Annotated in this window: 8 protein-coding genes; 2 read left to right on the top strand and 6 right to left on the bottom strand. The window is 56.8% G+C overall.

Annotated features, from left to right (window positions below):
* Positions 1-267: 267 nt before the first annotated feature.
* Positions 268-726, top strand: coding sequence for a c-type cytochrome (locus tag AC33YF_RS11515; RefSeq protein WP_491777347.1), 459 nt, complete (start codon positions 268-270; stop codon positions 724-726).
* Positions 727-820: 94 nt separating this feature from the next.
* The gene (locus AC33YF_RS11510; RefSeq protein ID WP_491777346.1) at positions 821-1,753 is read left to right on the top strand and encodes a LysR family transcriptional regulator; all 933 of its coding nucleotides are present in this window, start codon (positions 821-823) and stop codon (positions 1,751-1,753) included.
* Between the two features lie 75 nt (positions 1,754-1,828).
* Here AC33YF_RS11510 and AC33YF_RS11505 read toward each other — a convergent pair whose 3' ends face one another.
* From AC33YF_RS11505 to AC33YF_RS11480, 6 genes are all read right to left on the bottom strand, one after another.
* Entirely contained in the window at positions 1,829-2,818 is a 990-nt protein-coding gene (locus AC33YF_RS11505) for a PQQ-dependent catabolism-associated beta-propeller protein (protein WP_491777345.1), read from the bottom strand.
* 23 nt (positions 2,819-2,841) lie between these two features.
* The gene (locus tag AC33YF_RS11500; protein WP_491777344.1) at positions 2,842-4,068 is read right to left on the bottom strand and encodes an ABC transporter substrate-binding protein; all 1,227 of its coding nucleotides are present in this window, start codon (positions 4,066-4,068) and stop codon (positions 2,842-2,844) included.
* A 322-nt stretch (positions 4,069-4,390) separates the two neighbouring features.
* Complete coding sequence (locus tag AC33YF_RS11495) at positions 4,391-4,936, bottom strand: c-type cytochrome (RefSeq protein ID WP_491777343.1); 546 nt, start codon at positions 4,934-4,936, stop codon at positions 4,391-4,393.
* A gap of 495 nt (positions 4,937-5,431) precedes the next feature.
* The gene (locus tag AC33YF_RS11490; RefSeq protein ID WP_491777342.1) at positions 5,432-6,265 is read right to left on the bottom strand and encodes a hypothetical protein; all 834 of its coding nucleotides are present in this window, start codon (positions 6,263-6,265) and stop codon (positions 5,432-5,434) included.
* A 4-nt stretch (positions 6,266-6,269) separates the two neighbouring features.
* Positions 6,270-8,099, bottom strand: a complete 1,830-nt coding sequence (locus AC33YF_RS11485) for a quinoprotein dehydrogenase-associated putative ABC transporter substrate-binding protein (RefSeq protein ID WP_491777341.1) — start codon at positions 8,097-8,099, stop codon at positions 6,270-6,272.
* A 155-nt stretch (positions 8,100-8,254) separates the two neighbouring features.
* On the bottom strand, positions 8,255-9,388 hold a 1,134-nt coding region (locus AC33YF_RS11480; RefSeq protein ID WP_491777340.1), incomplete at its 5' end, for an outer membrane protein assembly factor BamB family protein.

Here is a 9,388-nt window from a genome sequence, read left to right as displayed (position 1 = left end):
GTCATCGCCTCGCAGCGGAATTCGGCGCACCGTTCTACCAGCGGCTGAACGGTCCGCAGTTGGAAACCGACTATACGTTCACGGTCGGCTGGCAGAAAGCGCTAGGAGACTGCCGATAGGATTGATTCACACAGTCGTGAGGCGGGGTTTCTGTTTGATACCCCAAAGCTCCTTTATTGTGTTTGGGCGGGTTGCCGGAGTGCATCGCTTGCCAGTCGCTCGATAGGCTGGTCCACTGCTGGGTCGTTGTGGTTTTGGGAAGGTCTAATGAAGTTCAAGCTTGGTCTGTTTGTCGCCATTTGCATGGTTCTTCTCACACCAGCAGCCCTGCTCGCGGAGAAAGGCGCAACGGGCGTGGTCAAGGAGCGCATGGACCTCATGGAGACGCAAAAGGACGCCATGAAGGTCATCGGCGCCATGGCCAAAGGCGAGGCGCCCTTCGATTCCGCCAAGGCCGGCGCTGCCGCGACGGAAATAAAGAGCACGGCGGCGGAAATCGTCGATCTGTTCCCTGAGGGAACAGTCGGTCCTCCCAGCGAGGCGAAGCCCGAAATTTGGACCCAGTGGGACAAATTCACAGCAGATGCTGAGGCGCTGGAGACAGCCGCTACAGCCTTAGAAACCGCCCTGGCCGACGAGTCTCCGGAGTGGAAGGCGAAATTCAAGGGCGTCATCGATTCCTGCAAGGCCTGTCACAAAACATTTCGAGCAGAAAAGAAGAAATAGAGCATACGCTTTGAATGGTTGCTGAGGCGGCGCGCCGGGCCCAATATCGGCGCCGACTGCGGAGCAATAACTGGGACCGGCCCACGGGCGCGGCATGATCGAAAAACTCGAATTCCTCATTACGCTCTCGCGAGAGCGTCACTTCGGTCGCGCCGCCGAAAGCTGCGGCGTGAGCCAGCCGACATTTTCGTCCGGAATCAAGCAGTTGGAGGATACGTTCGGCGTGCTACTGGTCGAACGCGGCTCGCGCTTTCGCGGACTCACTCCCGAAGGTGAGCGCGTTCTGGACTGGGCGCGGCGGATCGTATCCGACACGCGCGCCATGCGGCAGGAGATTGATGCCCTCAAGCATGGTCTGTCTGGACACTTACGGATCGCCGCCATCCCCACGGCTTTGCCCAGCGTCGCCATGTTAACGACCCCGTATCAGGCCAACCATCCTGAGGTCCGTTTCACCATTCTCTCTCGGACCTCAATTGAGATCCTAAGTATGCTGGAGAATCTCGAAATCGATGCGGGGCTCACCTATCTCGACAATGAACCCTTGGGCCGCGTTCAGTCGGTACCGCTTTACACGGAGCACTATCGGCTGCTCGCCTCCACTGGGGGCCCGTTCGCAGATCGGGAAACCGTCACTTGGGAAGAGGTCGGCAATATGCCACTCTGCCTTCTCACGCCCGACATGCAGAATCGTCGGATCATCGACGCTCAACTACGCGAGGTCGGCATCAACGAATCTCCGAGATTGGAGTCGGACTCGGTCATCGTCCTCATCGCACATGTGCGAACGGGTAAGTGGACAAGCGTGATGCCTGCGCGGCTGGCAGAGGTCTTGGGCGTTACGAAGAACGTCCGTTCCATCCCTATTGTGAATCCTGTTGTGACTCACACCATCGGGCTCGTCGTGCCTCAACGCAATCCGCTCACACCACTCATGAACGCGCTCGTCGCGGAGGCAAAACAGTTGGTGCCGGTCCTGGAGCAGATCGCCGAAGCCACCAATTTACCGGAGACGTTGGGAGACTAGAGCCTGGATAGGCCGAACGGGAGTGGCGTGCTGTGCAGCGCCTGTCTCGCCAACCCACCAATACCTGACGCCCGCTTATCCGCCAGATTTTCCAGGCATAACGGCGACACCCCAGGGCAAACGTCCGACAGGAACGGACTTGGTCGCCTTCATTGTATCCAGGTCGATAATGGTCATGTCGTTGGTGAGGCCGTTGGCGACGTAGTACCGCTTGCCGTCCGCGCTTGGCTCACCGTGCCAGGGACGCTGCCCAACCAGGATGTAGTCCACCACTTCCTTCTTCTTGGCGTCGATAACTGCAACGCGATTGGACGGTCCGAGCGGCACCATAATGAAGGTCTCGTCTTTGACAAAGTCCATGCCGACAGGCTGAAGCTGCTCCGGACGAACGCCTGGAACCTCGAAGCCAATCTTGTTGACGATTTGCCAGGTCGTTGGATCGATCACGGAGACGGTGCCGCCAATTTCCGACGAAACCCACAACTCTTTGCCATCGCTGGTCCACTTGGCTTCGCGCGGCCGGCTATCCACCAAGACGTTGGCAATAAGCTGCTGTGACGCGTTTTCGATGATATGCGCCATACTCGTGCTCTCGGAGGTCGCAACCGTGAGCACGTTGTCGGGACTGACAGCCATGCCCTCAGGCTCCACGCCCACGGGCACCTCGGCGAGCACATCGCCGCTCTGGATCTCCATGATCGTGACCATGCTGTTATCCTCGTTGGCGATGTAAATGATCTTACCATCGGGATCGATATCCATAAGCTCCGGGTCGGGGCCGCTCTCAAGCTGGCGCGTGATCTCAAATGTCTTGGTATCGATGACATCGATGATGTCGCCGTCCCCGGCAGCCACAAAGAGCTCCTTATAGTCCGGACTCAGCATAATGCCTCTGGGCCTACGCGACGTTTCGATCGTCTTTATTGTTTCCATCGTATCACCGTCGATAACGGTGATCGTGTTGTCTTTCTCGTTTGAAACAAAGATCGTTTCGGCTTGAGCCAGCGGAGTGGCAAGCAGAAGAAGCGCAAGCGCGCCAATAGAAGCGAGGCCAAAGCGTGTCATGAAATACCCTTTGTATAAATTCCCTAGAATTTGCACTTGGATTCGGGTTTGTCGAAACCCAACGTGTCGGTGACGAATTTGGGATGCAGAAAGCCTTCCTGTGGCGAGGTAGAGACGGGAACACGTGTACCGCCGCCTAGAATGATTGGCTGTCGCATTTGCTGGTCCCAAGTGCGGAAACTCAGGGCTTGTCCCTTGAAGGCTTCGAGCCGGAACTGGTCCGAAAGCATGTAATCCTTCACAGCCTCAGGATCGACGGACCCTGACTTTTGCGCGGCTTCTGACAAAGTCCGTAGACCCAGCCAGCCGGTGTAGTCCCGCTCAACAGGTGGCCGGTTTGCGATGCGCGGAATCGCACGCTGGAACCGCATACCGCCAGACTCTGTGTAGGACTTGTCCCAGGCGGTTGCCTGCATGCCCTGTGTCCCCACAACCGGCCGTGGAAGCGTCGTGCGGTACATAAGGTAGTCGCCGAAATCATCGTCGCTGTTGATGGCCCATACAACGTCATGGTCGGGAGAACGCTCTGTCTCGAGGGCCATCTGCGCTTGGATCTGCTGATGACCAGAATCAAGATTCCGCGCGCCCGGCGGCAGGTCGTATAAGTGATCTTCTACAATGTTGCCGCCAAATCGTTTCGCAGAACGCTGTACTTGGGCGAAGTAGTCCTGATCTTCGGGGGTATCGCGCCGCATCACGAACCAGTCGCGCCACTTCTTCAAGATCAGATACTGCGCGATAGCATCTGCGCGCATCGCGAAGTCCGGAATGATGTGAAAGACGTTCTTGCGGCAATCTTCCTGGCGCAGCCGGGTGGCGCTCGAACGAATGTTCAAAATGATTGCGTCCTTGGCCTCGGGCAGGTCCGCGACCGCCAACAGATCGTCGGGCTCAAGATCGGCAATGAAAAAACGGTTGCCAGCTGCTAAGAGCTCCTTGGCTTTGGCAACCACGTCGGCGTCCTCGGGAACGATGGCCTCTTCAAGCGTGTACTGAAACCCTAAGAAACTACCCGCCAGGTTTGCTTCTTTGAGCATCTGGCGTGCGCCTTGAATGCCCTTGTCCGTGATCACTTTCTCCGCATAAGAGAGTGGGAGTGGTTCTCTGTATTCTTTGCCAAGGTAAACGACGTCCATCGTCTTCTTTTCGGCAGCAGCAGCCCCGGGCTTGGCGCTATCTGCCTTTGCTGGCGCCGGTGCATCCTGTGCGCCTGCAGCCGCAAGCCCAAATGCAAGGGATGACGCAAACAAGGCGGCCAAAGCCAAACAAGCTTGTCGCGCCGACGGGAAATAGGGGGAACGCAAGGGCACAGTCTCTCTCGATCGTTTCCAACCAAAACTACCTGGACGTCTTTGCGTCCTTCTATTTCAGACCGGCAGTCGGCGGGCAAGCCTGCGTTGCACAACCGGCGTTGGGGGAACCCCGCGGTCCGACACAATCCTTAAATATATAGGGCCCTGGCGCTGCCAACGCCAAGTGATGGCAGCATTCATTACCAATGTTTCAGGATACGCAAAGGCCGCCAAGCGAACGCTTGGCGGCCTCACGTGATCAATGCTCGCCTGAAAATGGCTAGTTCGTCCCGTTAGCGGACTTAGCCGATTCCGGATTAATGTGCCGGATAAATGTGACGATGTTCCATACATCCTCTGGTGTCTTCAGCGAGGGCTCCTTGCCTTCTGGCGCATCCTTTTGGAGATGACCTTGACCAGGCATTGGGAACGACATTGTCTCGCGCTTCACGCGCTTGAAGCCAAGCGTCTCGATGCAGACATCAAAGTTCTTACAGTCGCTGCCAAGTGTGATCAGACGGAAGAGTGTGTCGTCAGTCTCGTCATAATTCCAAACTTGGTTCGACAATGCGGGTCCCATCCCGCCACCGCCGGTCCCGCCGTGGCATGCAGCACATGCACCTCGAAATGCAGCTTGCCCCTTGGCCACGACTTCTTCATCCGATGCGTCGAAGGGGTTCACGAGCTCCCCGACGGGCACATCCAAGGCAGCTTGTTTCGCCGTCATTCCTTCTGTGTTGCTTCCGGCCGCAATGACGTGTGACGCCCAAAAGGCACCACCCGTGACGAGCACAGTAGCCAAAACTCCAGTGATAATCTTTCGCACGATACGTCTTCCTTACCCTAGTTTCAGTCCTGTTTGAGCCTTTCTCCGTCAGAGCAATCTACCTCTGACCCTCCTTGCGCGCTCCATCCAAAGCCTCTCAAGCGACACACTAGCGTCTTTGAGGGCCATTGAGTCAGAAAAAAGCCTGAAAAAAGCTCACGCGCAAGGCACTTACTTTGCCGTCGGAAATGCCAGGCGGACCCCGTCGGAGAGCTCAAATCCCGCGAGCCGCAACTCGCCGCGCCTCCGAATGCGCCGCTCATGCGACGGCCCATTTTCTGCTTTGCCATAGTCTCAATGGCATCTTCCTCCTAAGCACCAATACGAGCGCTCATTTGTCGACCGAGAACCAAGAGTTGCAGTTCTTTGGGGCGTTGGCGTTCCCAGTCTTATTTACGAACGTCTTAGCCGATACGGCGTTAATCGCAAGAGGCACTGCTGCATCACGGGCCTACGGCTTTGCGCGATACGGCCTACGTCCCCTCGACCAGCGCCTTATTGCGTGATCTCGAAGTCCATGTCCTCAAATGTGTAGCGCGGGACCTGTATCCAAACCCCATCCTCGTTGACAGGCACCTTGTGGATCTTCACATCCGAGACCTTCAGCCGGCCGGTCTTCTCATCGACCCAAAAGTCCACGTCGTAGTACTCGTCTGTACTACCTGTGCGCCGAAAATCCGTACACGCGAAATAATGGCCGTCCTTTTTTAGGTAGCGAACCGGCTGGTGCATTTCGACAAACTCTAGCGGGATGGTCTCCCCGGTCTTGGGATCTTCCAATTCCAGCACACCGTCATCGTTCTTGTTCTCGGCAATGAAGTTGTGAATCGCGCTCATCACATGCCAGGCGCGCACGACCTCCATATCTCCCGGGTGTTCTTGGACGGGCAGCCACCACCACGCAACAGGCAAGCGGGTGATCATCGTGTACCCGTCACCGTCCCTTTTTGGGCCCTTCTGGACGCGGATATCGATCAGGTCGAGGCTATCGCCTTCACGCTGAGGCTTGAACCAGAAGTCGAGGGCGTACTGTTTTCGCGGATCCTCCTTGTCATGGAAAATCGCATTGGCGAACCAGCCGTAGCCCTTCATGCCGCGTATGACCCGCATCTTCTCGTAGACAAGATTGAGGTCTTGGTTCAATCGAGGATCACGAAAAATGAAGACGCCATCCTTGGAGCGTTCTTTGATGACTTCTTCCGTACGGGCCGTTACCGATGCATCGTCGAAGTCAGGGTAGTCCGCTGGGTATGCCTGACCAGCTGCTCCAACACAGAGAGCTGCGGCGATAGCCGCAGCCTTCCCGTGTTTCAAACAACGTCGGATCATGACATCACTGCTTCACGGTTTCACTGCCGTCGCTATCTGCCTGCTTAGGCGCAGGAGCCCGTGACAGTGACAAAACCCGGATAGCCTGTGATGCCTCCTTGTTGTCGTTGAGGTTGGCGACATCGACCGCTGTCTGACCCTGCTCGTTCTTGATACCGGGATCTGCTCCCGCGGCCATCAACAATCCAATCATCGGCGCGCTATTGTTGGCCGCAGCAATCATCAACGCCGTCATGCCATTGGCCGATTGGGCATCGATATCGGCGCCGGCGTCAAGCAGTGCAGTGGCGATGTCCGTGGGACGTACGCTACCCGGCAAGAATATGGCACCTTCAGCCGGCCGTGTTTGGGCCGCCACGATCATGAGCGGCGTAAGGCCCAAGTCACCAGATGCAACCGTGACATCAGCGCCACCGGTCATCAGCGCCTTTGCGGCTTCATACTTCTGGTCTGCAAGGGCAAGTGCGAGCGGCCGGTAGCCCTGCTGACCAGGCACCTCGACGTCGGCACCAAGTTCGACCAAGGCCTTGATTGACGGGACGTGGTCGCGCATCAGAGCTGCCGCCAATGGCGTTAACCCGTTGCTGTCAGCCTTGTTGGGGTCAGCACCCAACTCCGCAAGAAGTTGGATCGTTTCATTCCGGCGCTGTCGTGCCGAAGCGGTCATCGGCGTCCAGCCCTGAAGATCGGGCTTGTTAACGTCGGCCCCTTTCGAAACGAGAAACCTGATGCGTTCTTCATCGCCAGAGAGGAGTGCATTCGCCAATTCCTCGTCCGGGTCCGCCCCGTCGGCGAGCCAAGCTTCGAGCCGTTCCTGCGTCACGACCTGATCAGCAGATGCGAGATCGGGACGCGCTTCGTATGTCCGATCCGCAAGCTGGATATAGCTGCCATGAGCCGGTAGATCCCCAGGAACATAGCACCTGCTGCATTGAACGAGCGGCACGCCATACTCCTTCATCACTGCCTCGATCTCTTCGGCCTTGTCATCCATCGCCCATTCGAGGAGGTACTTTAGGAAAGCATCGGTCTGACGCACGCCCAGCGACAACTCGAACTCCATAGGCACTTTGTCGTCGTCTAGATTGATCGGGAGAATCTCAACGGGCTCATTCTTCATGGTCTCCACCCAACCGGCGAAGGGTCCGAATACCGCCGCGACATCAACCTCTCCATCCAACATCTTCTGGATGACATACCAGGGCTGGTTTTCTGGAACGATGTCCCCATCGTGGGTCTGAACTTGGAGCTTCACGTTATCGATGTGCCCGCGCTTCAAAAGAGCCTGGCGGACACCAGATGTCTGGAAGACGCCGATCGTGAGATCTTTGAGCTTTGGATCATCGAGCCCCGTGAGCTCTAGTCCCTTATCGTTGCGATACACAAGAACATAGGGCGTTTTATAAACCGGCTCTGTTGTTAGCAGCCTGTCGAAGGTTGAGGGAATATCGAACATCACGTCGCACAACTGCTCGTCAAAGGTCGATCGGGTCAGTCCACGATCAATCAAGGGCTGCCAATGATACTTGATCCGGGCACCCATGCCCTCTGCAAGGATGTTTGCCAGCTTGTTCTGGAAGCCCTCTTCCCGAATGTTGGATAGCGGCATGTTTCCGGGATCAGCGCAAATGTTCAAGGTGTTGAACTTTTTGGCCTTATAAGCAGCCTTGGCGGCAGCACGGATCGCAATATGCTCACCGGGCGTTAGCTCTTCGTAGGTCTTATTCAGGTCTCGCCGGACCTGCTCGTTTGCATCGGCACTGTCCGGAATGCCGCCAATTAGGAGCGCGGCGGCGGCAAGGGTCGCGGTAAAACTGGAAAATCGAAATGACACGGGCGTTCGCCTCAACTGGTAAGGCGGGCCGATATGCAGGAAAAATTTCCCGCCAGGCGTGCCCGCCGGGGGTCCATAACTTCCTGAACTATATAAAAAGAGGCACCCGATGCCACAAGGGCATCGGGTGCCAAATTTCTACACGTTTACGAGAGTTACTCGTATACGCGGAAGACGTTCAGCGTACCGCCTTGCGGGATATGCTGCAGGCCAGCGGCCTTCGTCATCGCCGTAGCACCGATGGCACCGAACTTATCGTTCAGGTCCAGGCCAGCCGTGACCGGAAGACCGATCCAGCCGCCGATACCGGAGTACACGCCGACATACTGCTTGCCGCCGGTCTTCCAAGTGATCGGGTTGCCGATGATGCCGGAACCAAGCTTACGGCTCCAAAGCACCTTACCGGAGCTCCGGTCAACAGCGCGGAAGTCACCGCCGAGCGAACCGTAGAACATCAGACCACCGTCGGTGACCATCGTACCACCCCAGTTCGGATAAGGATCCGGAATTTCCCAGATCGTCTTGCCCGTCAGGACGTCGTACTTCTTGATCTTGCCGGTGACACCCTGAACTTCAGGATACATATACACGTTCGCGAACACGTAAACCGTGCCCTGGTTCGTGTGCGTGCGCTCCTGAGGCTCAAGCTCCATGCACCAGTTGTTGGTGGGCATGTAGAAGATGTTCGGCTCCTTCGGATCGACCGCACCAGGCTGCTGGTCTTTACCACCCATAGCTGACGGGCAGGCAGAGACGTTGCGGCCAACTTCGAGCGGTGAGTGCTCACGCACCTTAACCGGACGGCCCGTCTTCATGTCGACCTTCTCGGCCCAGTCTGTCGTCACGTACTTCGTGGCGCGCAGCAGGTCGCCGTTCACCCGATCCATGACATAGGCAAAACCGTTACGGTCAAAATGAGTAAGAGCCTTCACAGCCTTACCGTCAATTTCCATGTCGGTAAGGATGTTCTCGTTGATGCCGTCATAGTCCCACTGATCGAAGGGCGTCATCTGATAAGCCCAGACAGCGTCGCCGTTTTCCACCTTACGAGCGAAGATGGTCATCGACCACTTGTTGTCAAACTCACCAGTATTGCACTCTTCGTGGGTCTCTTTGGTGCAACGATAGGATGGGCTCCACAGGCCGGGGTTACCGGTCGAGTAGTAGACCATCTTCAGATCGGGGTCATAAGTGAACCAACCCCAGGCAGCACCACCACCAATCTTGTAGTCCTCACCGGGGAAGGTCTTGATACCAAGATCTTCACCAGCCTGACCAAAGTGGGGGTT

This window comes from Methyloceanibacter sp., from assembly GCF_058506495.1.
Note: the sequence above shows the minus strand (reverse complement) of the source record. Positions and strands in the feature narration are given on the sequence as shown.